Source organism: Mesorhizobium sp. B2-1-8 (assembly GCF_006442545.2).
In the GTDB taxonomy this organism is placed as follows: domain Bacteria; phylum Pseudomonadota; class Alphaproteobacteria; order Rhizobiales; family Rhizobiaceae; genus Mesorhizobium.
In genome coordinates this window covers 4,231,161-4,251,947 of sequence record NZ_CP083952.1, presented here as the reverse complement: position 1 = coordinate 4,251,947, position 20,787 = coordinate 4,231,161, and the positions used below count along the sequence as shown (strand labels likewise).

General features: G+C 62.6%; 21 protein-coding genes, 2 tRNA genes and 1 pseudogene. 22 read left to right on the top strand and 2 right to left on the bottom strand.

Features of this window, described 5'->3' with window-relative positions; genetic code table 11:
- Positions 1–77: 77 nt before the first annotated feature.
- The 13 genes from FJ970_RS20800 to FJ970_RS20740 all read left to right on the top strand — a co-directional run bounded on the left by FJ970_RS20800 (position 78) and on the right by FJ970_RS20740 (position 12,148).
- A complete protein-coding gene (locus FJ970_RS20800) occupies positions 78–734 on the top strand; it encodes a cytochrome c3 family protein (RefSeq protein WP_140760237.1) in 657 nt (218 codons plus the stop codon).
- Complete coding sequence (locus tag FJ970_RS20795; protein WP_140760239.1) at positions 718–3,702, top strand: TAT-variant-translocated molybdopterin oxidoreductase; 2,985 nt, start codon at positions 718–720, stop codon at positions 3,700–3,702. The genes FJ970_RS20800 and FJ970_RS20795 overlap by 17 nt, the downstream gene beginning before the upstream one ends.
- A complete protein-coding gene (gene nrfD, locus FJ970_RS20790; RefSeq protein WP_140760241.1) occupies positions 3,695–5,074 on the top strand; it encodes an NrfD/PsrC family molybdoenzyme membrane anchor subunit in 1,380 nt (459 codons plus the stop codon). Before FJ970_RS20795 ends, nrfD begins: the two co-directional genes overlap by 8 nt.
- Entirely contained in the window at positions 5,071–5,598 is a 528-nt protein-coding gene (locus FJ970_RS20785) for a DUF3341 domain-containing protein (protein ID WP_140760243.1), read from the top strand. The genes nrfD and FJ970_RS20785 overlap by 4 nt, the downstream gene beginning before the upstream one ends.
- A complete protein-coding gene (locus tag FJ970_RS20780) occupies positions 5,595–6,134 on the top strand; it encodes a c-type cytochrome (RefSeq protein WP_140760246.1) in 540 nt (179 codons plus the stop codon). Before FJ970_RS20785 ends, FJ970_RS20780 begins: the two co-directional genes overlap by 4 nt.
- Positions 6,131–7,270 carry a hypothetical protein gene (locus tag FJ970_RS20775; protein WP_140760248.1) on the top strand — a complete coding sequence of 380 codons (1,140 nt, stop codon included), beginning with the start codon at positions 6,131–6,133 and terminating at the stop codon, positions 7,268–7,270. Before FJ970_RS20780 ends, FJ970_RS20775 begins: the two co-directional genes overlap by 4 nt.
- The gene (locus tag FJ970_RS20770; RefSeq protein ID WP_140760250.1) at positions 7,263–7,760 is read left to right on the top strand and encodes a hypothetical protein; all 498 of its coding nucleotides are present in this window, start codon (positions 7,263–7,265) and stop codon (positions 7,758–7,760) included. Before FJ970_RS20775 ends, FJ970_RS20770 begins: the two co-directional genes overlap by 8 nt.
- Complete coding sequence (locus FJ970_RS20765) at positions 7,757–8,512, top strand: SCO family protein (protein WP_140760252.1); 756 nt, start codon at positions 7,757–7,759, stop codon at positions 8,510–8,512. The genes FJ970_RS20770 and FJ970_RS20765 overlap by 4 nt, the downstream gene beginning before the upstream one ends.
- The gene (gene coxB, locus FJ970_RS20760; protein ID WP_140760254.1) at positions 8,509–9,468 is read left to right on the top strand and encodes a cytochrome c oxidase subunit II; all 960 of its coding nucleotides are present in this window, start codon (positions 8,509–8,511) and stop codon (positions 9,466–9,468) included. Before FJ970_RS20765 ends, coxB begins: the two co-directional genes overlap by 4 nt.
- Positions 9,465–11,105: a cytochrome c oxidase subunit I gene (gene ctaD, locus FJ970_RS20755; protein WP_140760256.1), complete on the top strand. Its 1,641-nt coding sequence runs from the start codon at positions 9,465–9,467 to the stop codon at positions 11,103–11,105. The genes coxB and ctaD overlap by 4 nt, the downstream gene beginning before the upstream one ends.
- Entirely contained in the window at positions 11,105–11,737 is a 633-nt protein-coding gene (locus tag FJ970_RS20750) for a cytochrome c oxidase subunit 3 (RefSeq protein ID WP_140760258.1), read from the top strand. The genes ctaD and FJ970_RS20750 overlap by 1 nt, the downstream gene beginning before the upstream one ends.
- Positions 11,738–11,742: 5 nt before the next feature.
- On the top strand, positions 11,743–11,988 hold the full coding sequence (locus FJ970_RS20745; protein ID WP_181178677.1) for a cytochrome C oxidase subunit IV family protein: 246 nt from the start codon (positions 11,743–11,745) through the stop codon (positions 11,986–11,988).
- Between the two features lie 86 nt (positions 11,989–12,074).
- A tRNA-Gly gene (locus FJ970_RS20740) sits at positions 12,075–12,148 on the top strand.
- 179 nt (positions 12,149–12,327) lie between these two features.
- Here FJ970_RS20740 and FJ970_RS20735 read toward each other — a convergent pair.
- Positions 12,328–12,792, bottom strand: coding sequence for a YidB family protein (locus tag FJ970_RS20735; protein ID WP_140760263.1), 465 nt, complete (start codon positions 12,790–12,792; stop codon positions 12,328–12,330).
- A 131-nt stretch (positions 12,793–12,923) separates the two neighbouring features.
- Here FJ970_RS20735 and FJ970_RS20730 point away from each other — a divergent pair, with 131 nt between their 5' ends.
- The gene (locus FJ970_RS20730; protein ID WP_127279958.1) at positions 12,924–13,181 is read left to right on the top strand and encodes a GlsB/YeaQ/YmgE family stress response membrane protein; all 258 of its coding nucleotides are present in this window, start codon (positions 12,924–12,926) and stop codon (positions 13,179–13,181) included.
- A gap of 111 nt (positions 13,182–13,292) precedes the next feature.
- Here FJ970_RS20730 and FJ970_RS20725 read toward each other — a convergent pair whose 3' ends face one another.
- Positions 13,293–14,180 carry a DMT family transporter gene (locus tag FJ970_RS20725; protein ID WP_140760265.1) on the bottom strand — a complete coding sequence of 296 codons (888 nt, stop codon included), beginning with the start codon at positions 14,178–14,180 and terminating at the stop codon, positions 13,293–13,295.
- Positions 14,181–14,473: 293 nt separating this feature from the next.
- Here FJ970_RS20725 and tuf point away from each other — a divergent pair.
- The 8 genes and pseudogenes from tuf to rplA all read left to right on the top strand — a co-directional run bounded on the left by tuf (position 14,474) and on the right by rplA (position 20,672).
- Positions 14,474–15,650 (top strand): annotated as a pseudogene (tuf, locus tag FJ970_RS20720) (elongation factor Tu).
- A 287-nt stretch (positions 15,651–15,937) separates the two neighbouring features.
- Positions 15,938–17,470, top strand: a complete 1,533-nt coding sequence (locus FJ970_RS20715; protein WP_415752047.1) for a hypothetical protein — start codon at positions 15,938–15,940, stop codon at positions 17,468–17,470.
- Positions 17,471–17,568: 98 nt separating this feature from the next.
- Positions 17,569–18,051, top strand: coding sequence for a group II truncated hemoglobin (locus FJ970_RS20710; RefSeq protein ID WP_140765467.1), 483 nt, complete (start codon positions 17,569–17,571; stop codon positions 18,049–18,051).
- 119 nt (positions 18,052–18,170) lie between these two features.
- Positions 18,171–18,246, top strand: a tRNA-Trp gene (locus FJ970_RS20705).
- A 360-nt stretch (positions 18,247–18,606) separates the two neighbouring features.
- Positions 18,607–18,810: a preprotein translocase subunit SecE gene (gene secE, locus FJ970_RS20700; protein WP_027146633.1), complete on the top strand. Its 204-nt coding sequence runs from the start codon at positions 18,607–18,609 to the stop codon at positions 18,808–18,810.
- Positions 18,811–18,838: 28 nt separating this feature from the next.
- Positions 18,839–19,366 (top strand): transcription termination/antitermination protein NusG, encoded by a 528-nt coding sequence (gene nusG, locus FJ970_RS20695; protein ID WP_015317996.1) that lies wholly within the window; start codon positions 18,839–18,841, stop codon positions 19,364–19,366.
- 174 nt (positions 19,367–19,540) lie between these two features.
- Positions 19,541–19,969 (top strand): 50S ribosomal protein L11, encoded by a 429-nt coding sequence (gene rplK, locus FJ970_RS20690; RefSeq protein WP_010909262.1) that lies wholly within the window; start codon positions 19,541–19,543, stop codon positions 19,967–19,969.
- A 4-nt stretch (positions 19,970–19,973) separates the two neighbouring features.
- Positions 19,974–20,672, top strand: coding sequence for a 50S ribosomal protein L1 (gene rplA / locus FJ970_RS20685; RefSeq protein ID WP_140765469.1), 699 nt, complete (start codon positions 19,974–19,976; stop codon positions 20,670–20,672).
- The last annotated feature ends 115 nt before the right edge of the window (positions 20,673–20,787 follow it).

The window sequence follows — 20,787 nt, the reverse complement described above, 5'->3', positions numbered from 1 at the left end:
ATTCCGCGCCTACGGAACCTTTGGCACGTCCCCGCCGTTAGGCGCTCGATCCAAAAAACATGCAAATCGGCGAGGGGATGCCGCAGGTCTTTTCCAGCAATGCCAATGGAATTGCCCGCTTCGTGTTGTGGGGACTTTGTTTCTTCGCGATTTTCGCGGCCATGGGCGGCACGGCACTTTTGCGTTCGGGGTTCATCACCGGCGTGGGCCGGCCCGTGGCACAGGCAGTCCCGTTCAGTCACAAGCACCATGTCGGCGATATCGGACTGGACTGCCGCTATTGCCACAATGGCGTCGAGACGTCGGCTTCGGCGGGACTACCGGCGACAGAGGTGTGCATGACCTGCCATTCGCAACTCTTCACCGATGCCGACATGCTGGCACCGGTGCGTGCAAGCCTTGCCTCAGGTCAGCCGCTGCAATGGCGGCGCGTCAATTCCGTGCCGGATTTCGTCTACTTCAACCACTCCATCCATATCGCCAAGGGCGTCGCCTGCGAGACCTGCCACGGCGACGTCGATGAGATGCCGCTGATGCAGCGCGCGCATTCGCTGTCGATGGAATGGTGCCTGGGCTGTCATCGCGATCCCGGTCCCAATCTCCGTCCGCCGCAGGATGTCTTTCAGCTGCACTGGAAACCGCCGCAGGACATCGAAGAGGTCAGGCGTTCCCTGATCAGCATCCTTGATATCCACCCCGAGACGATGACGGATTGCTATGTCTGCCATCGCTGACATCAAGCCGTTCCCAGCCACGGATCTAGCGGCATTGCGGCGGGCCGCGACGGGACGCGAGCCGTGGCGGAGCCTGGACGAACTGGCCGAAACGGCGGAGTTCCGGCGCTTCGTCGAGGCGGAATTTCCAGCGATCGCCGAACGCCTGCCGTTCAGTCTCGACCGGCGCACCTTGTTGAAGCTGATGGGCGCGTCGCTTTCGCTGGCCGGTCTGACCGCCTGCAGCGAAGCGGAGCGCATCGTGCCTTACGTGCGCCAGCCGGAAGACATCATTCCAGGCAAGCCGCTCTACTATGCGACCGCACTCTCCAGCGATGGTTACGGTATCGGCGCGGTTGTCGAGAGCCATGAAGGCCGGCCGACCAAGGTTGAGGGCAATCCGGATCATCCGGCCTCGCGCGGCGCTACCGATGCGATCATGCAGGCGGCGGTGCTGTCGCTGTTCGATCCCGAACGGTCGCGTACGCCGCTCAGGCAAGGCGAGCCGGCGGGTTACGGCGACTTTCTCAAGGACATGGCGAAGCTTGCCGGCGGATTGGCCGCTTCGGGCGGGCAAGGTTTGGCACTGCTGATCGAGGCAACAACGTCGCCGACGACCAAGGCGCAGATCGGATCGCTCAGGCAGCGCTATCCCAAACTTCGCGTCTTCAAGCACGATCCGCTTGCAGCCAGCGCGAACGAGCAGGCAACGGCCAAGCTGTTCGGCAGGCCGCTGACGCCGATCTACCATCTAGACCGCGCCGATGTGATCGTCAGCCTTGATGCCGATTTCCTCGGCGAAGGGCCGGGGCGTCTGGCCTACGCCCGCGATTTCGCCTGGCGGCGGCGCGTGCGTCAATCGACGGACACGATGAGCCGTCTCTACGTCGTCGAGTCGACACCCACAATCACGGGTGCGGCGGCGGATCATCGCCGTGCTGTCAGACCGAGTGCCGTCGAGGGCGTTGCCGTCGCAATCAAGGCTGCCCTGGAAGGCGACCTGCATGCGGCCAGCTTGTCACCCTTCGGCCCGGAATGGATCAACGCGCTTGTCGACGATCTCCGCAGCGCCGGCCGCAACGCACTGGTGATGCCTGGCGCGCATCACACGCCGTTTGTCCATGCCGTTGCCTTTGCCATGAATGCCAGACTTGGAGCCATCGGCAATACGCTGGACTTCATCGAGCCGCCGGACACCATGCCGATCGACGGCGATCTTGCCGCGCTTTGCCAGGCCATCGCGACCGGATCGGTCGACAGCGCCATGGTGCTCGGTCCCAATCCCTTGCATACGGCGCCGTCGGACGTCGATGTACGCAAGGCCTTTTTGAAGCTGAAGCTTCTCTTCCACTGGGGGCTCTATCGCGACGAGACCGCATTTCTAGCGCAGTGGCACATTCCCGCCGCGCACGAATTGGAGAGTTGGAGCGACATCCGCGCCTATGATGGCACGGCCTCGATCGTGCAGCCGCTGATCCAACCTCTGTTCGGCGGCAAGAGCCTGCATCAACTGCTGGCGGCGCTCGGCGGTGAGTTCGATGCCGATATGCAAGCCCTGGTGCGTCGGACATGGACGGCCATGGACGAGCCGGCTTGGCGAAAGGCACTGCGCGATGGTGTCGTGCCGAATACCGTCACTGCTCCTGTCGCCGTCTCGATGCCGGCGGATATCGGCGGTCCCACGCCGCATGCCTCCGTTGCCGATCGGCTGGACATCCGCTTCATGGCCGATCCTTGGCTGCGCGATGGCCGTCACGCCAATTCATCGTGGCTGCAGGAACTGCCCCGCCCACTGAGCAAGCTTGTCTGGGGCAATGCGGCACTGATCTCACCGGCGACCGCGCAGCGCTTGGGACTAGAAAACGGGCAAATGGTCAATCTGGCGCGAAGCGGCAAGGATATCGACGCGCCGGCCTGGATCATGCCCGGACAGCCCGACGACACGGTGACGCTGTCGCTTGGCTTTGGCCGCAAGGTCGGTTCGGTCGCGGCGCTGTCCGCTGGTTACGACGCCTTTGCCTTGCGCACCACCGGCGCTCCATGGTTTGCGGATAGCGTCGCGTTGACCGCGCGCGACAGTTCGGCGCGGGTGGTGACGACCCAGCACCATCAGGCGATGGAGGGCAGGGCGATCGTGCGACACGCGACGCTCGACGCCTTCAGGCAAAATCCGCATTTCGTCCGTGAAGGCGTGCCGCCGGCGCCGATGGAATCGCTGTACCCCGATTGGAAATACGACCAGGAAGCCTGGGGCATGTCGATCGACCTCTCGGCCTGCATCGGCTGTATGGCTTGCGTATCGGCTTGCCAGGCCGAGAACAACATCGCAACCGTCGGACCGGATGAAGCCGCCCTCGGTCACGAGATGCATTGGCTGCGCATCGACCGCTACTATGCCGGCGCTGTCGACGACCCCGACATCTTCTTCCAACCGGTGCCCTGCATGCATTGCGAGAAGGCGCCGTGCGAGGTCGTCTGTCCGGTCAACGCGACGGTCCACACCCATGACGGCCTGAACGCGCAGGTCTACAACCGCTGCATCGGCACGCGCTACTGTTCGCAGAACTGCCCCTACAAGGTGCGTCGCTTCAATTTCCTCGAATACCAGGAATTCGACAAGGACAGCGCGGGGCCACGGCAGGCCGTGCAGAACCCTGACGTCACCGTGCGTTCGCGCGGCGTCATGGAAAAATGCACCTATTGCGTCCAGCGCATTGCCGAAAAGCGCATTCGCGCGCAGATCGAGAACCGTGAGATCGGCGACGGCGAAGTTGTCACCGCCTGCCAGCAGGCGTGCCCGACGCAGGCCATCACCTTCGGGGATCTAAAAAAGAAGGATTCTCACGTATCGCGCGAGAAAGCCGCGCCGCATAGCTATGCGCTTCTCGAAGAGCTGAACACGCGGCCGCGCACAACCTATCTCGGCAAGATCAGCAATCCGAACGCCGGGATCGCCGGCAAACCTGGTGCGGAGACCGGCGATGGCTGAAGCGGTCGGCGCCAGAGCCGAAAAAGCCCAGCCGCGAGCACCGGTGCTGCGCGGCCACCATGATTTCCCCGAGATCAGCGGCCGCATCAGCGCGATCGTCCTGCAAGGCAGGCTGCCGCGCTTCTTTTGGGCCGCGTTCTTCGTCTGCTTCGCCTTGGTACTGCTTTTCCTCTATTCCATCACCTATCTGATCTCGGTCGGCGTCGGCGCATACGGCATCAACATCCCCGTTGCCTGGGGCACGATGATCTCCAGCTTCGTCTGGTGGATCGGCATCGGCCATGCCGGCACGCTGATCTCGGCGGTGCTGCTTTTGCTGCGCCAGCCCTGGCGCGCCTCGATCAACCGCTTCGCCGAAGCCATGACGCTGTTTGCCGTGGCAATGGCCGGGCTCTACCCGATCCTGCATCTCGGCCGGCCATGGTTCTTCTACTGGCTGCTGCCTTTGCCCAACACGCAAATGCACTGGCCGCAATGGCGCAGTCCGCTGGTATGGGACTTTTCCGCGATCGCCACTTACGCCACCGTCTCGCTGCTGTTCTGGTACATGGGCCTGCTGCCGGATCTCGGCGTGCTGCGCGACCGCGCCAGATCACGCGCCGCGCAACTCTTCTACGGCATCCTGGCGCTTGGCTGGCGCGGCTCGGCCTTCCACTGGGCGCGCTATCGGACCGTCTATTTCCTGATGGCAGCGCTCGCCACGCCGCTCGTCGTGTCGGTGCATTCGATCGTCGCGCTCGACTTCACCTTTGCCATCGCACCGGGTTATCACTCGACGATCTTCCCGCCATACTTCGTCGCCGGCGCGCTGCTCTCCGGATTTGCCATGGTGCTGACCATCGCCATTCCCTTGCGCTGGGCCTTCGCGGTCGAAGACCTGATCACGTTGCGCCACATGGAGAACGCCGCCAAGCTGATGATCGCGGCCGGCATGATCGTCATCTACGGCTACGCGTCGGAAGCATTCTTCGCCTGGTATTCCGGGCAGCCTTATGAGCGCGCCATAATGGTCCAGCGCGCCGTTGGTCCTTACGCGCCATTGTTCTGGATCATGCTGTTTTGCAATTGCATCGCGCTGCAGCTGCTCTGGCAGCGCCGCGTGCGGCTCAATATGCCGATTTTGTTTTCGATCGCGCTCGTCATCAACATCGGCATGTGGCTGGAGCGCTACGTCATCGTGGTGACTGGTCCGAGCCGCGATTACCTGCCATCGTCCTGGGGCGAACAGTCGCTGACCTGGCTCGATTTCGGCATCCTGTTCGGCTCGATCGGCACCTTCTTCGCGCTGGTCTTCCTGTTCATCCGCATCCTGCCGGCGATCACCATCTTCGAGGTCGAGGAACTGGTCGAAGAGAAAAGCGGGGCCGCATGAGCCTGCATGGCGTCATCGCGGTATTCGCCGATCCCGATGCGCTGACGCAAGCGGCACGGACGATGCGCGACAAGGGTTACCGGCGCATGGACGCGTTCTCGCCCTTCGAGGTGCGCGGCCTTGCCGGGATTTTGGGCATGCCAAGGACTCGGCTGCCATGGGCCGTGCTGGCGGGCGGCATTGCCGGCGGCCTGCTGGTCTACGCACTGATACTCTATTCGGTCGAGATCGACTACCCCGTCAATGTCGGCGGCCGGCCGCTGCATTCCTGGCCGCCTTTTACGGTGATCGCCTTCGAGGCAGCCATCCTGGGCGCCGCCCTGGCCGGGTTCGTGGGCATGCTCTGGGCGAACGGTTTGCCGCGATACTACCATCCAGTCTTCAATGCCAAGACCTTCACTTATGCGCGGGGCGGCAAGTTCTACCTGCTCGTCGAAGCGGCCGATCCGAAATACCGCAAGGGCGTCACCAAGGGACAGCTGACGCGGCTTGGCGCGGAGACGGTCGAGGAGGTGGAGGCATGAAACGGCGCACGCTACTTGTGCCATTCCTCCTGCTGCTCGCCGGCTGCAAACAGGACATGGCCGACCAACCGCGTTACAACCCGCTCGACGCCAGCAAGCAATTCGCCGACGGCATGTCGGCCCGGACGCCGGTCGAAGGCGCCGTGGCGCGCGACGCCGACATCGCGGCAACGCCGGACAAATTTCCGTACCCGGTCACCATGGCGCTGCTCCAGCGCGGGCAGCAACGCTTCGACATCTTCTGCTCTCCCTGTCATGGCCGCACCGGCGACGGTCACGGCATGGTGGTCCAGCGTGGTTTCCCGGCGCCGCCGAGCTATCATCAGGACGCGCTGCGCAAGGCAACCGATCGCCATTTCTACGATGTGATCACCAATGGCTATGGCGCGATGTACTCCTATGCCGCGCGGGTGCCACCGACCGATCGCTGGGCGATCGTCGCCTATATCAGGGCCTTGCAGTATTCACGCCATGCACCCGCCGATGCGCTGCCGGAGACCCTTCGCGCGAAACTCGACGCGGAGGCCGCGCGATGAGAGGTCTCGCATGGCCCGATGGATATTTTGCGCCGTTGGCCGTGGTGGCCGCCGCAGGGCTTCTGCTTTGCGGCGTCGGACTTTTCCTCGATCCGCGCACGACGTTTGCCGGTTGGCTGACGATGTGCCTGTTCCTTGTCGGATTGCCGCTTGGCGCGATGACTGTCCTGATGGTCCATGGCCTGACCGGCGGTCGCTGGGGCGACGTGCTGCGTCCGCCCTTGCGCGCCATCGTCGCGACGCTGCCGGTGGCGTTGCTGTTGTTCCTGCCGATCCTTGCGCGGCTCGATCTGGTCTTTCCCTGGGCGGGAGCGGACCCTGCGATGCTGCCGGAAGCTGTGCGGCAAAAACTTGCCTATCTCAACGTGCCGTTGTTCATCGGTCGTTTCCTGGCGTGCGCACTGGCGTGGCTGGTGCTCGCTTGGCTCGTCATCGGCTGGACAGAGCCTGATGGCGACAGATCGAGACAGGGGACCACCACCGGCTATGCGATCGGACTCATCGTCCACGGCCTGGCCGTAACAGTGCTTGCGATCGACTGGATGCTATCGATCAGGCCGGAGTTCACGTCGACCATCTACGCGATGCTCGAAGCGGCGGCCGAAGTCGTTGGCGCGTGCGCATCGGCTCTGGTCGTGTTGGCCGCCGGCCGCGCGATCGAGACGATGCCGGGTGGCGAGGAGGACGTCGCGCTTGGCGAAGACGTCGCCAACATGCTGTTCGGCTTCATGCTGATGTGGGCCTACCTCTCCTTCATGCAGTGGCTGATCGTCTGGGCCGGCGACCTGCCGGAAGAAATCCACTGGTACGTGCTTCGTGGCCAGGACGGCTGGCAATATCTGCTCTGGTTGTTGATCGCGCTGCAATTCGTCTTGCCGTTCTTCGCTTTCCTCATGCGCTCGGTCAAACGCAGCCATCGCGGCCTGCTGGGGCTCGGCGCGGCCGTTCTTGCCGGACATTTCCTCGACGTCGTCTGGCGCGTTCGCCCGTCGCTGTCGGCAGCCGGCGCGCAATTGTCCTGGCCGGACCTTGCGGCGTTCGCAGGGGCGGGTGGCGCGTGGTGTGCGTGTTTCCTCTATCTCTGGGCGAGGCCGGATCGGATCGCTATGTGGCGCAGGAGGCTGCTCCGTGGCTAAGGCCTTGCATCCCGAAACGCGTGATGTCTGGCCACGCACCCTGCTGCTCTTTGGGATCGCCCTGCTGGTCTTTCTGGCGCTTGCGGCGCTGGCGCTGAAGCTGATTTTCGATACGGCGCCATACCGGCCCTTGGTGAATACCGAGAAAGCCAGCCAAGCAGGTCCCGCACTACAGCACTTGCCGGGAGCCGACCTCGCGGCATTCCGCAAACAGGAAGAGGAGGAACTCGGCAAGCTTGCCTGGGTTGACCGCGGTGCCGGCATAGCGCGCATTCCAATCGAAGACGCGATGAAGCTGGTTGCGGCGCAAGGTCTGCCGGACTGGGCGGGCGCGGCCGCTTCGGCAGGTAAGGATTGCGCCTTGCTCGAAAGCCAGGTTCCACGCGCGCCCCAGGCCAGCAATTGCCACGCCGGATCATTCACCGCGCAGCCAAACGACAAGGCGCGCCAGCCGAGCCAAGCCGCACCGGCCACGGGAGCGAGCCCATGACGCGCTTGGGGCTGCTGATACTCTTGCTGCTTCTTCCAACTGCCGCCAGTGCCGCGGCGCGACCCTCTTTCGATCCGCAAATCGGCGCCCAACTCGATCTCGACCGGGTTTTTCAAGACAGCTCCGGCAAGCAGGCGCCGTTATCGGGCATTCTCGACGGTCGGCCGGCGCTCGTCATCTTCGGCTATGACAAATGTCCCAACCTTTGTGGCGTGACACAGCAGGCCGTGGCCTCGGATCTGAACAAGACCGGCCTGGATCCTTCGACCTATCACGCGCTTTTCGTCTCGATAGATCCTTCGGAAACCGCCGGAGATGCGGCCTCCGTCCGGAGCGAGGTCGCGGGGTCCGCCGGTCAGGCCGGCTTGTCGGCCTGGCGTTTTCTGACCAGCGCCGATGGCGCGGGTGCCTTCCTTGCATCGGAGGCCGGCATCACCTTCGACCGGCGTGACCGCATCGCCCAATACGTCCATCCGATCGCCGTCATCGCGCTGACGCCGCAAGGGCGGATCGCGCAGGTGCTGCCAGCGCTGACCTTCGAGCCGCGCGATCTCAGGCTCGCTCTGGTCGAGGCGTCGGCAGGGCGGCTGGGATCGATCGCCGACCATGTCTTCCTGCTCTGCGCCGGCTTCGATACCTCGAAAGGGCAGTACACCTCGACGATACAGGCAGTTCTGAAGATAGCGGGACTGGCAATGCTGCTGGTGCTCGGCGCCAGCCTTTTCATGCTGACGCGGGGGAGGCGGGTTTGAGCTTCGGCATTCCCTTCACGCCGCCCGAGGCATCGTCGATTGCCGGCAGCGTCGACACGTTGTTCTACGCCTTGCTGGCGTTCACCGCGGCCTTGGGGATCTTCCTGGCGAGCCTCGTCGTCTTCTATGCCATCAAATATCGCGCCGGCTCCAGGGCCGAACGAACCGGCGAGCGCGCGCGCAGCCTGCCCCTGGAGGTGGCCTGGACAGTAGCGAGCCTGCTGATCGCCTTCGTCATCTTCGGGTGGGGCGCCGTGCTGTTCCTGCGTCGCGAACATCCGCCACTCGATGCGCTCGAAATCGCCGGCCTCGGCAAGCAGTGGATGTGGGAGTTCCGTCATCCCGGCGGCCAACGCGAGATCAACGAGCTGCATGTGCCGGTCGGCAAGGCGGTGATCGTCTCGTTGGCATCGCAGGATGTCATCCACTCCTTCTTCGTACCGGCTTTCCGGGTCAAGCAGGACGCCGTGCCGGGCCGCACCACGCATGTCTGGTTCATCGCCGAGGAGCCCGGGCGCTATCATCTGTTCTGCGCGCAATATTGCGGCACCCAGCATTCGGAAATGGGCGGTTGGGTAACGGTGATGCCGCCGGAAGATTATGCGGCGTGGCTGGAAAACCAGGGCAAGGGTGACACGCTCGCGGCAGATGGTGAAAAACTGTTTCGGGCGCTCGGCTGTTCCGGTTGCCATGAGAAGTCCAGCAAGGTGAGGGCGCCGGATCTCGCCGGGGTCTTCGGACGGCCGGTGGCGTTGGACAACCAGCAGACCGTCATCGCCGACGAACGCTATCTGCGCGATTCCATCCTCGACCCGAAGAAGGAAATCGCCGCCGGCTACGATCCGGTGATGCCGAGCTTCGATGGAATTGTCGACGAGGGCGAGATGCAGATGCTGCTCGCTTATCTCAAATCGCTTTCACCGCGGGCGGCGACCAAGAACGAGGCGATCCAATGAGCACCGAAGCGCTGAGGCCTTCGAGCTATCTTGGCGAGGGCGCCGGTCCCGCGGCATGGCTGTTGACCACCGACCACAAGCGCGTCGCCTGGCTCTATCTGGTGTCGCTCACGGCTTTCTTCTTCCTCGGCGGCGCCTTTGCCGTGCTGATGCGCGTGGAGCTTGCCACGCCTGCCGGCGACCTCGTCTCCGACGACACCTACAACCGACTGTTCTCCCTGCACGGCATCATCATGGTGTGGTTCTTCCTGGTGCCGTCGATCCCGGGGACGTTAGGCAATTTCCTTTTGCCATTGATGATCGGCGCGCGCGATCTCGCCTTTCCGCGTCTCAACCTCGCCAGCTGGTATGTGTTCATCCTCGGCAGTGCCTTTGCCCTGGCCTCGGTGCTCGCCGGCGGCGTCGACACGGGCTGGACCTTCTACACGCCGCTCTCGACGCTTTATGCGAATGGTTTCGTGTCGATGGCGGCCCTTGGCGTCTTCATCGTCGGTTTCTCGACGATCATGACCGGCATCAATTTCATCGTCACCATCCATACGCTGCGCGCGCCGGGGCTGACCTGGTTCCGGCTGCCGATCTTTGTCTGGACGATGTACGCCACCGCGCTGGTGATGGTGCTGGCAACGCCCGTACTGGCCGCCTCGCTGCTCCTGATCGTGCTCGAGCGGGTCTTCGGCATCGGCATCTTCAACCCGGCGCTCGGCGGCGACCCGCTGCTGTTCCAGCATCTGTTCTGGTTCTATTCGCATCCGGCCGTGTACATCATGATCCTACCCGGCATGGGCGTCGTTTCGGAGGTGCTGCCCTGCTTCAGCCGCCGGCCGTTGTTCGGCTACAAGGCCGTTGCCTTGTCCTCGATGGCGATCGCGGTGTTCGGCTTCCTCGTCTGGGGCCACCACATGTTCGTCTCCGGCCAATCGGCCTATGCGGGCGTACTGTTCTCGTTCCTGTCGTTCTGCGTCGCCATCCCTTCGGCGATAAAAGTGTTCAACTGGAGCCTGACGCTGCGCAAGGGCGAAATAAGCTTCGAGACGCCGATGCTCTATGCGTTGTTCTTCCTGGCGCTGTTCACTTTCGGGGGGCTGGCTGGGCTGTTCCTGGCGGCGCTCGCCATCGATGTCCATGTCCACGACACCTACTTCGTCGTGGCGCATTTCCACTACATCATGGTCGGCGGCATGGTGACGGCCTACATGGCGGGGCTGCATTTCTGGTGGCCGAAACTGACCGGCCGCATGTATTCCGAGACCTGGGGACGCATCGCCGCGACTGTCACCTTCCTCGGTTTCAACCTGACTTTCTTTCCACAATTCGTGCTCGGTTTTCTCGGCATGCCGAGGCGATATCACACCTATCCGCCCGAATTTCAGTTCTGGCATGTCCTGTCGTCCGCCGGCGCGGTGGTACTGGCGGTGGGCTACCTGATGCCGTTGTTCTATCTCGGCTGGTCGATGTTTCGAGGTGCGCGAGCGCCCGCCAACCCGTGGAGCGCGACCGGGCTCGAATGGCAGACGGCTTCACCACCTCCGCCGCACAATTTCGACACCATGCCGAGCGTCAGCCGGCCCGCTTATGACTATGCGATGAAAGGGTTGCAGCACGAGACATTCAGTCCCCACAAGGACGAAGCCTGATGAGTACCGAAAGTGTCGCCTTCGATACAAAGGCCCGCGAGAAGGCTGCCGACACGTTCGGCATGTGGGTGTTCATCGGTTCCGAGGCGATGCTGTTCGGCGCGATCCTGCTGGTGTTTTTCTTCGCACGGTCGAGCTACGGACCCGCATTCGCCGCCGCATCACAACATCTATCGCTGCCGCTCGGCACGCTGAATACGGCCGTTCTTTTGACCAGCAGCTTCGCAATGGCGCTTGCTCACATGTTCACGGCCAGCCGGCGTTGGCGCCCGGCCGTCTGGGCGTTGATCTGCACGGCCCTGCTTGGAATTGTCTTTCTGTTCGTCAAGGCCATCGAGTACGGCAGGGAATTCGAGGAGGGCCTGGCGCCGGTCCTTGGCGCGCCGTTCAACTTCCCAGGCCCAGATCCGGCCCATGCCGAGTTCTTCTTCGCGCTCTATTTCGCCATGACTTCGCTGCATGCGCTGCACCTGATATGCGGCATCGCCGTGATTGCCGGCATGCTCCTGCTGTGGCCACGCACGGCGGAGGCCAGCCGCGCTCATCGTGTCCAGGCAATCGGGCTTTACTGGCATTTCGTCGATATCGTCTGGGTCTTCCTGTTTCCCGTTCTCTATCTGATCAACCGATGAACCACATGCGCAAGCTTACATTCGCCTATCTCGGGCTCCTGGCCTTGCTGGCTTTGACGGTCGGCTCGTCGTTCCTCGACCTCAGTGGGTTGAATTCGGCGCTCAACCTGGCGATCGCCGCGGCCAAGGCCGCGATCATCGCCATTTTGTTCATGCAATTGACCAGCGAGGGCATCTTGCCCCGGCTGGCGGTAGCAGCGACAGGCTTGTGGTTAGTCGTTCTGTTTGGCTTGACGTTGATCGGACAATGACGTCGAGCCTGGCCTGCAATATCGGTTTGGATCGCGAGAGGCTTCTTGACCTTGGGAACCTTGTCGAATAGCTAGGGCCTGCGTGCGCGGGTATGGTGAAATGGTATCACATGAGCCTTCCAAGCTCTTGGTGCGGGTTCGATTCCCGCTACCCGCTCCAGATTTTCAGCTACACATGGGTAAGCCGAAACACTGCGCGGCAGGCGCGCAGTGTTTCAGGCATTGGTGTGCGCCGCGCTAGAGCGGTTCAGCGTTTGATAGGATCGCCGAACCGCTCTAACTCTTTGTTTTCACGCAATTCCGGACGGAAAACCGCTACGCACTTTTCCTGGAATTGCTCTAGCTGTTGAACGCTGACGCGACCTGGTGCTGCTGCGGCACTTGGCCGTTCGGCGTCAGCTTGTCGACGATGCCGGGCAGGGCCGCGGATAGCTGTTTGAGCAGTTCCTGCTCGTCGAGCCCTGTCCGTTGGGCGATCTCGCGAATGACCTGCGGTCCGATCGCGTTGCCCAGCTCATTGGCATTGATCGACTGGTTCTGCCCTGTGCCGACCCAGGAGTCCGCGACATTGCCATGGCCGGCATTCCTAAGCTTGTCGAGCAGGCCGCCCAGTCCGCCGAGCAGGCCGCCGTCACCCGAGGCGGTTCCGACGGGTGTGGGATCGGCCGGCGCGGGAGCTTGAGGCTGGTCCGGCTGTTCGGCACTTCTGCCGCTCAGCATCTTTCCGACCAGCAGCGCACCGAGCGCGATCATCAGCGGTTTGGTGATGTTGCCGCCGGGAACGGCGTTGTCAAAAAGTCCCATAGTGGATCCTCCATTTCAACCAAGCCCAGCCCGTCGCCAACAATGGCGCATTCGGGCGGAATTTCAAGCTGGCTTGAGCTTTTGACAATCATATGAAAATGTCCGGTTGGCGGAGGGATGGAGAGGAAAAAATGGGTATCATCAGCTGGATCATTCTCGGCGTCATCGCCGGCTTCATCGGCAGCAAGATCGTCAACAAGACCGGTCAGGGCATGATCATGGATATCGTGCTCGGCATCGTCGGCGCCATTGTCGGGGGCCTGATCTTCAGCGCCTTCGGTGCTTCGGGCGTCACAGGCCTCAATATCTACAGCCTGATCGTCGCCGTGGTCGGCGCGGTCGTTGTCCTCTGGGCCTACCATCAGTTCAGCGGCAAGCGGACGATTTAGACGTGATCGGCAGATTACCAGCTCTGCCGAATCCTGAATTGCGGTAATCCGCCGTCGGTGCTGCCTGCGCCCACGGCTTTGGAATCTACAATGCCGGTGCGCCGCCGCGGATCAGGCGACCACGGCCAGGCGACGCTTGCGCTGATCCAGCGACACGATGGTCAGCCCGCTGCAGACGACCAGCAGGATGCCGCAGACCGCCAGTGCATTGGGGAATTGCCCGAACACCAGCAGGCCCGAAATGACGGCCCAGACCGTGAAGCAGTAGTAGAACGGCGCTACCGCTCCGGTCGGCCCGACGCGATAGGCCATGAAGATGAAGAAGTGGCCGAAGATCAGGAAGAAACCGGCTCCCGCCATCAGCAGCAGGTGGTGCGCCTCCGGCGCCACCCAGTGCTCGGAAACCAGATGCGCGGCGCCGGCGCCGATCAGGACCACGACGACCGCCGAGATCGCCACGATCATTCCTGGCACTTCGGCGGTGATCTTGCGGCCCGCCAGATCGCGGGCGGCGGCGAATGTCGCGTTGCCGAGCGCCAGCAAGGCGTAGACCGAAATGCCTTGCATGGTCGGCTGCGCCACCATCAGCGCGCCGATGAAGCCCAGCCCGATCAGCGCCATGCGCTGGCCGCCGATACGCTCACCGAACAGGATCGAGGATCCGACCAGCATCAGCAGCGGTGTTATCTGCCCCAGCGCGGTGGAATCGGCGATCTGCATGTTGGCGAGCGCGACGACATAACAGAGGATCGCCGCCAGCTCGAGCAGGTTTCTGCCCAGCACCCGCTTGTCGAAGATCAGCGGGACCTGCTTGCCGTAGCCGAGCGCAAACAACAGCGGAAAGCCCCATAGCGCTGCCGCGGCACCACGCAGGAAGAGCACTTCGTAGGAGGGCAAACCGGCAGTGGCGAGCTTCATCATCGTGTCGTTGACCAGATATGACCCGGTCGAGACGATCATGAACAGCGGGCCGCGAATGGCAGTCGGGATGAAATGCATCGGCGCAGGAAATCAGACGCGGATCGCCGCCGCAATGGGCCATGAACCGCAACAAATCCGACAGTGACGGATGCCCGGGCTTGCGGAATCCTCCCGTCGTTCCGCCAGGGTTTCGCCCATTCCATTTTCAATGGCGGGTCCCTATATCAACGCCATATCCCCGCAATCGGATCATGGGTTCTGGCCGAGTGAGATGGCGCTTGGCCAAAAGACGCTTGTGTTTTTTGGCCTTTCTCGTTAATCGCCCCGCATTCGACTGAACTGAAGGTCCAGGCCGTCCAAGGAAAGAGACTATGGCAAAAGGTAAATTCGAGCGCACTAAGCCTCATGTGAACATCGGCACGATTGGTCACGTTGACCATGGCAAGACGTCGCTGACGGCTGCGATCACCAAGTATTTTGGCGAATACAAGCGCTATGACCAGATCGACGCGGCGCCGGAAGAGAAGCGCGCGCGGCATCACGATCTCGACGGCTCACGTCGAATACGAGACGGCCAACCGCCACTACGCGCATGTCGACTGCCCCGGCCACGCCGACTATGTGAAGAACATGATCACCGGTGCCGCGCAGATGGACGGCGCGATCCTGGTGGTGTCGGCCGCCGACGGCCCGATGCCGCAGACCCGCGAGCACATCCTGCTTGCCCGTCAGGTCGGCGTGCCGTCGATCGTGGTGTTCCTGAACAAGGTCGACCAGGTCGACGACGCCGAGCTGCTCGAACTGGTCGAGCTCGAGGTTCGCGAATTGCTGTCGAAGAACGAATTCCCCGGCGACGACATTCCGATCGTCAAGGGTTCGGCGCTGGCAGCGCTCGAGGATTCGAACAAGACGATCGGCGAGGACGCGATCCGCGAGCTGATGGCTCAGGTCGACGCCTACATCCCGACGCCGGTTCGTCCGCTCGACAAGCCGTTCCTGATGCCGATCGAGGACGTGTTCTCGATCTCGGGCCGTGGCACGGTCGTGACCGGCCGCGTCGAGCGCGGCGTGGTCAAGGTCGGCGAGGAGCTGGAAATCATCGGCATCCGTCCGACGACCAAGACGACCTGCACAGGCGTGGAAATGTTCCGCAAGCTGCTCGATCAGGGCCAGGCTGGCGACAACATCGGCGCGCTGCTGCGCGGTGTCGACCGTGAAGGTGTCGAGCGCGGCCAGGTTCTGGCCAAGCCCGGCACGGTGAAGCCGCACAAGAAGTTCGTGGCCGAAGCCTACATCCTGACCAAGGACGAAGGTGGCCGTCACACGCCGTTCTTCACCAACTACCGTCCGCAGTTCTACTTCCGCACGACCGACGTGACCGGCATCGTGTCGCTGCCGGAAGGCACCGAGATGGTGATGCCTGGCGACAACATCACGGTCGATGTCGAGCTGATCGTGCCGATCGCCATGGAAGAGAAGCTGCGCTTCGCCATTCGTGAAGGCGGCCGCACCGTCGGTGCCGGCATCGTCGTCACCATCAAAGAATAATCGAGACCGGCTGCTGCCGGTTCGATAAGAAAAGGGTGGTCTTCGGGCCGCCCTTTTTCGTTTCGTGCGCTTGGCAGCGCAAGTATTGCGAGGGTTGGTTCAAAGCTGTTGCAAGCGCCATGGCTGCAACTAGTATGGATTGCATAGAGGGGGCTTTGCCAACAGTGGTTCCAAGGCGCCGTTTCGACGGGAAGGCATGGTGGTGGCGAGCGCTGGTCAGCATCGCGCTTGCGGTCGCCACGGGGCTGGTCTCCTTTGCAGCGCATGCCGGAGACGAGACATCGGACATGATTCCGTCGATGCGTTTTGTCGTCGTGCGCAGCAGCGCCCCCGGTTGCGAACCAAATTGCCCGGAATGGATTTCGGCGGAAGGCACCATAGAGGCGGACACGCCGGCGCTGTTCAAGCGCGCGCTCAGGATGCTCAAAGGCCGACAACTGCCAGTCGTCGTCAACTCTCCCGGCGGCAATGTCGACGCTGCGCTGGCGCTAGGTCAGATGATCCGCGAGAACAAGCTCGATATAGCCGTCGGCACGACGGCGCTTTCCGGTTGCGCGCCGGAGATCAGGGACTGCAATGTGGGCAAGGGTGTCGACTATCTCGGCATGGCTTATGACAGTGGCGCCATGTGCAATTCGGCCTGCCCGCTGATGTTTTCTGGCGGTATCCGGCGCGTGGTCGGGGATTTCGCCTATCTCGGCGTCCACCAGATCACCACCACCTACCAGCGGGAGAAGTTGCTGTACCGGACCACCTACCGGATCGTGAACGGCAAGAAGAAGATCATTAGCACCAAAGTGATCAGCCGGAAGGACGCAGGCAGCTACAAGACCTACGAAATGAGCAAGGCGGTTGAGGAGCGGCTCTCGGCCTATCTGAAGGAGATGGGGATAGGCGATGGTGTGCTTGAAACGATGAAGAACACGCCGGCCAGCGAAATCCATCAGCTGGTTCTGGAAGACATGCTCGGGATGAATCTCGTCACCTCCCTTGATTCCGTCGATCTCTTCACCGCCGGAACCGTCTGCGAGGCAAATCCAGTGCCGGCGAACTGCCGGGAGATGCCGGGTAACAAGGACGCGAGGCGGGCCGACGTCCCGACCATCGAGGCCAACACTCCTCCTCAACCGACCGGGACCGAGCCGCCCAAGGGCTCGGAAATGCGCTTCATCATCGTGCGCGGCAGCAACCCGCTTTGCAATCCCGACTGTCCGGAATGGATATCGGCGGAAGGCACGATCACCGGCGACACGCCAGAGTGGCTGCGCGCTGCACTCGATGCCGCGGGCGGGCGGAGGCTGCCGATCGTGATCAGTTCGCAAGGCGGCGACGTCGAGGGCGCGCTTGCCGCCGGCAGGCTGATCCGCGAACGCAAGCTCGACGTGGTCGTCGCCCGCACCGATTTCGTCGACTGTGAACCCTCGGCGAATTGCCTGGCCAAGGATGGCGTCCACACCGGTCTCACCATCGATTCAGGGGCCGAATGCGCTTCTGCCTGCCCGATCATGGTTGCTGCCGGCGCCAGGCGCCTCGTCGGGCCGGATGTACGCCTCAGCGTGGGCTCGCTTGAGCAGCCGCAGAAGATCAAGGCCTATCTCAAGGAGATGACGATCGGGCCCGGCCTGTTTGCGGCCATGCAACTCTCCACGAGCCAACGACAGCTCGATCAGGACACAATGCTGAAATTCGGGTTGGCGACCGGGCGCCAGTCCGCGGACGAGTTGACCGGCGCCACCATCTGCAAGTCGGCGCCGAAGCCGGACAACTGCCGGGTCATGCCGTCAGCCAACGCCGAGGCCGACGCGCACGCGAAGCTGTAGCGCGTCCGGACTGGCCATCGAGGCAGGTTGAGCCGTCCTCGGTATTTCCGCTATCGTCATCGTCACCATCGTTTCGGGGGCCGGACAGAGGAAGCGAAATGAGCCAGGACGTTCCGACACTCTACGAATGGGCCGGCGGCAGCGAGGCACTGAACCGGCTGACGCAAACCTTCTACGACAAGGTGGCACGAGATCCGGTCGTTGGCCCGGTGTTCAAGCACATGTCGCCGGATCACCCCGCCCACGTCGCGGCCTTCATCGGCGAGGTCTTCGGCGGACCGAAAACCTACAGCGAGGAATTTGGCGGCCACCGCGAAATGGTCATGCACCACCTGGGCAAGCATTTTACCGAGGAGCAGCGCCGCCGCTGGATCAATCTTCTCGCCGACGCGGCGGATGAGGTCGGCCTGCCGGACGATCCCGAATTCCGTTCAGCCTTCATGGGCTATGTCGAATGGGGATCGCGGCTGGCCAAGATGAATTCCAATCTCGGCGAGACCTGCGATCCCGAGACCGAACCGATGCCGGCCTGGGACTGGGGCGTGCCTGGCGGGCCGTACCGGGTGCCGGACGCAAAGTAGGCTGGTCGTCGACTATCCCGATTTCTGGCGCAGGGGTTAAGGCATGTTTGCTGCAAACCGCTCTTTACAGAGCGTGCGGAAGCTTTTAGGAAGCCCCTGCTGCGCCGAGGCGCGCGTGTACGGGCATAGCTCAGTTGGTAGAGCGGCGGTCTCCAAAACCGCAGGTCGTAGGTTCGAGCCCTGCTGCCCGTGCCATTTTTCCAAGATGGCAGTACAACGATTTTTTTCGGGCGGCCTTTGAAAATCGGCGACCCGCTTGCCATATTGGGCCGATTGGGGCATAAAGGCGCCATAGCCGGGACGGAACGACTGGATGGTTCCGAGGCGGCGTTTGGTCATAAAGCGGGCACTTGCCACTTGCGTGGATCAAGAATCGGTTTTATGTAGACGAAACAGACACGCGACGCGTGAAGCTGGGAAGCCGGCTTTACGCGTCTGATTTGCATGGGCGAAATGATTGCGCTGATTCGGCGCGAGATTGGGCTCAGGCGGCACGTCCCGGCCAGCGGGATCATCCAGGGGGCCCGGCCAACGGGTCTTGAACACAGGCGGCATATGGCTTCGAAAACCACAAATCCTTTCGTCTTTCTCCAGCAGGTTCGCGCGGAGACAGCCAAGGTGACTTGGCCGTCTCGCCGCGAGACGATGATCTCGACGATCATGGTCCTGGCCTTCGCTGTGATCGCGATGATCTTCTTCTTCACCGCCGATCAGCTCATGGGCCTCGCGGTCGAGCAGATTCTGGGCATTGGACGTTAAGTCCGGCGATTACGGAGAAGTCGTAAAAATGGCTACGCGCTGGTACATCGTCCACGCCTATTCGAACTTCGAGAAGAAGGTCGCCGAGGACATCGAGAACAAGGCCAAGCAGAAGGGCCTGTCTGCCGATATCGAGCAGATCGTGGTGCCGACCGAGAAGGTCGTCGAGGTTCGTCGCGGCCGCAAGGTCGACGCCGAGCGCAAGTTCTTCCCGGGCTATGTGCTTCTGAAGGCCAACTTGACCGACGCCGTGTTCTCGCTGGTCAAGAACACGCCGAAGGTCACCGGTTTCCTTGGAGATTCCAAGCCGGTGCCGATCACCGAGGCGGAAGCGCAGCGCATCCTGAACCAGGTGCAGGAAGGCGTCGAGCGGCCGAAGCCCTCGGTCACCTTCGAGATCGGCGAGGCGATCCGTGTTTCGGATGGTCCCTTCGCGTCGTTCAACGGTTTCGTCCAGGAAGTGGACGAGGAGCGGGCGCGGCTCAAGGTGGAAGTTTCGATCTTCGGGCGCGCCGTGCCTGTCGATCTGGAATTCGGACAGGTCGAAAAGGGCTGATCCGAATCCCTGATGCCGGTCTGGCGATCAGGGGAGGCGGTGCGGCAGCGCGCGGCCTCGAGAACGGTGGGAGGCGAAGGCGGCTTTAGCCGGCCGCAAGAACCGCACCACCAGACTGCAACCGCCGGTGTTTCCCAGATCGTGGGGCCGGCATAGACAAAGGCAGGAAAAGAGATGGCTAAGAAAATTGCAGGCCAGCTCAAGCTCCAGGTCTCCGCGGGATCGGCTACGCCGTCGCCCCCGATCGGCCCGGCGCTTGGTCAGCGTGGCATCAACATCATGGAGTTCTGCAAGGCGTTCAACGCGCAGACCCAGGAAATGGAAAAGGGATCGCCGGTTCCGGTCGTCATCACCTATTACCAGGACAAGTCGTTCACCTTCGTCATGAAGACGCCACCGGTGAGCTACTTCCTGAAGAAGGCCGCGAACCTGAAGTCGGGCTCGAAGGAACCGGGCAAGGTCAAGGCTGGTACCGTTTCGCGCGACAAGGTTCGCGAAATCGCGACCGCCAAGATGAAGGATCTGAACGCGAACGACGTCGAAGCGGCCATGCGTATGGTCGAGGGCTCCGCCCGCTCGATGGGTCTGGAAGTGGTGGGCTAAGATCATGGCAAAGATTGCAAAGCGTGTATCGAAGACCCGTGAAGGCATCGATCCCAACAAGGCTTACGCGCTCGGTGATGCGCTGAAGCTGCTCAAGGATCGTTCCTCGGTCAAGTTCGACGAGACCATCGAAGTCGCCATGAACCTCGGCGTCGACCCGCGTCATGCCGACCAGATGGTCCGCGGCGTGGTCAACCTGCCGAACGGCACCGGCCGCTCGGTCCGCGTCGCCGTGTTCGCCCGTGGCGACAAAGCTGAAGAGGCCAAGGCCGCCGGCGCCGACATCGTCGGTGCCGAGGATCTGGTCGACATCGTCCAGAAGGGCACGATCGATTTCGATCGCTGCATCGCCACGCCGGACATGATGCCGCTCGTCGGCCGTCTCGGTAAGGTGCTCGGCCCGCGCGGCATGATGCCGAACCCGAAGGTCGGCACCGTCACCACCGACGTCGCCGCGGCCGTCAAGGCCTCGAAGGGCGGCGCGGTCGAGTTCCGCGTCGAAAAGGCCGGCATCGTTCATGCCGGCGTCGGCAAGGTCTCGTTCGACGTCAAGGCGCTGGAAGAGAACATCCGTGCCTTCGCCGATGCGGTGACCAAGGCAAAGCCGACTGGCGCCAAGGGCAACTACGTCAAGAAGGTGTCTGTCACCTCGACGATGGGCCCGGGCCTCAAGCTCGACGTCTCGACGCTCGCCGCGTCCTGATTGGACCATTTGGATCGGCCCCTCGAAGGCCGGTCCGTGACTGAATTCCGGGCCTTGGATTTATCCTGGGCCCGGTACCGGAAGCCGGAAGGCTTCCGGACATCCTGTCCGAGAT

Coding starts and splice junctions, on each gene's coding strand:
- ctaD (WP_140760256.1), top strand. CDS start 9,465: ATGAGCACCGAAGCGCTGAGGCCTTCGAGCTATCTTGGCGAGGGCGCC.
- FJ970_RS20735 (WP_140760263.1), bottom strand. CDS start 12,792: ATGGGACTTTTTGACAACGCCGTTCCCGGCGGCAACATCACCAAACCG.
- FJ970_RS20715 (WP_415752047.1), top strand. CDS start 15,938: ATGATTCCGTCGATGCGTTTTGTCGTCGTGCGCAGCAGCGCCCCCGGT.
- FJ970_RS20785 (WP_140760243.1), top strand. CDS start 5,071: ATGAGCCTGCATGGCGTCATCGCGGTATTCGCCGATCCCGATGCGCTG.
- FJ970_RS20800 (WP_140760237.1), top strand. CDS start 78: ATGCCGCAGGTCTTTTCCAGCAATGCCAATGGAATTGCCCGCTTCGTG.
- FJ970_RS20765 (WP_140760252.1), top strand. CDS start 7,757: ATGACGCGCTTGGGGCTGCTGATACTCTTGCTGCTTCTTCCAACTGCC.
- rplK (WP_010909262.1), top strand. CDS start 19,541: ATGGCTAAGAAAATTGCAGGCCAGCTCAAGCTCCAGGTCTCCGCGGGA.
- secE (WP_027146633.1), top strand. CDS start 18,607: ATGGCTTCGAAAACCACAAATCCTTTCGTCTTTCTCCAGCAGGTTCGC.
- FJ970_RS20795 (WP_140760239.1), top strand. CDS start 718: ATGTCTGCCATCGCTGACATCAAGCCGTTCCCAGCCACGGATCTAGCG.
- FJ970_RS20710 (WP_140765467.1), top strand. CDS start 17,569: ATGAGCCAGGACGTTCCGACACTCTACGAATGGGCCGGCGGCAGCGAG.
- FJ970_RS20780 (WP_140760246.1), top strand. CDS start 5,595: ATGAAACGGCGCACGCTACTTGTGCCATTCCTCCTGCTGCTCGCCGGC.
- FJ970_RS20725 (WP_140760265.1), bottom strand. CDS start 14,180: ATGCATTTCATCCCGACTGCCATTCGCGGCCCGCTGTTCATGATCGTC.
- rplA (WP_140765469.1), top strand. CDS start 19,974: ATGGCAAAGATTGCAAAGCGTGTATCGAAGACCCGTGAAGGCATCGAT.
- FJ970_RS20750 (WP_140760258.1), top strand. CDS start 11,105: ATGAGTACCGAAAGTGTCGCCTTCGATACAAAGGCCCGCGAGAAGGCT.
- nrfD (WP_140760241.1), top strand. CDS start 3,695: ATGGCTGAAGCGGTCGGCGCCAGAGCCGAAAAAGCCCAGCCGCGAGCA.
- FJ970_RS20745 (WP_181178677.1), top strand. CDS start 11,743: ATGCGCAAGCTTACATTCGCCTATCTCGGGCTCCTGGCCTTGCTGGCT.
- FJ970_RS20730 (WP_127279958.1), top strand. CDS start 12,924: ATGGGTATCATCAGCTGGATCATTCTCGGCGTCATCGCCGGCTTCATC.
- FJ970_RS20775 (WP_140760248.1), top strand. CDS start 6,131: ATGAGAGGTCTCGCATGGCCCGATGGATATTTTGCGCCGTTGGCCGTG.
- nusG (WP_015317996.1), top strand. CDS start 18,839: ATGGCTACGCGCTGGTACATCGTCCACGCCTATTCGAACTTCGAGAAG.